Annotated in this window: 1 protein-coding gene; it reads left to right on the top strand. The window is 37.9% G+C overall.

What is annotated here, in order from left to right:
- A partial coding sequence (locus tag IR135_RS11525; protein ID WP_209307418.1) for a hypothetical protein occupies positions 1-396 on the top strand: 396 nt, incomplete at both ends.

Here is a 396-nt window from a genome sequence, read left to right as displayed (position 1 = left end):
TTTTAGCGGTACGTGGAAAGAATTAAGTCATCGTCAATATCGGTTAGAAGATGAAAAAAACCGCTTTTCTCAAGTATTGCCTTTTCAAGATCAATCAGTTGTGCTGGAAAATACGCAAGGTCAGACGGTTGGCCGATTAAAAACACAAGAATTAGCACCAGAAGAATATCCATTTGGTGTAATTGAGAATGGGCATGCTTTTCTCCCAATGTTTGAACGCAAAGGCGCTGTTTTTTTAGAAAGCTTGGACGTAATTAGTCAATGGCTGGAAAGTGAAAAAATGTCACGGCCGTTTTTGACGATTTCTGATTTTAACCCGTTAAGAGATATGTCTGTGGCAACCTATTTGCAAGAAGAATTAGTTAAAACCACGTATCCTTATATTTTATCCAGTAC

Source organism: Jeotgalicoccus nanhaiensis, assembly GCF_015235105.1.
In the GTDB taxonomy this organism is placed as follows: domain Bacteria; phylum Bacillota; class Bacilli; order Staphylococcales; family Salinicoccaceae; genus Jeotgalicoccus; species Jeotgalicoccus nanhaiensis.
Note: the sequence above shows the minus strand (reverse complement) of the source record. Positions and strands in the feature narration are given on the sequence as shown.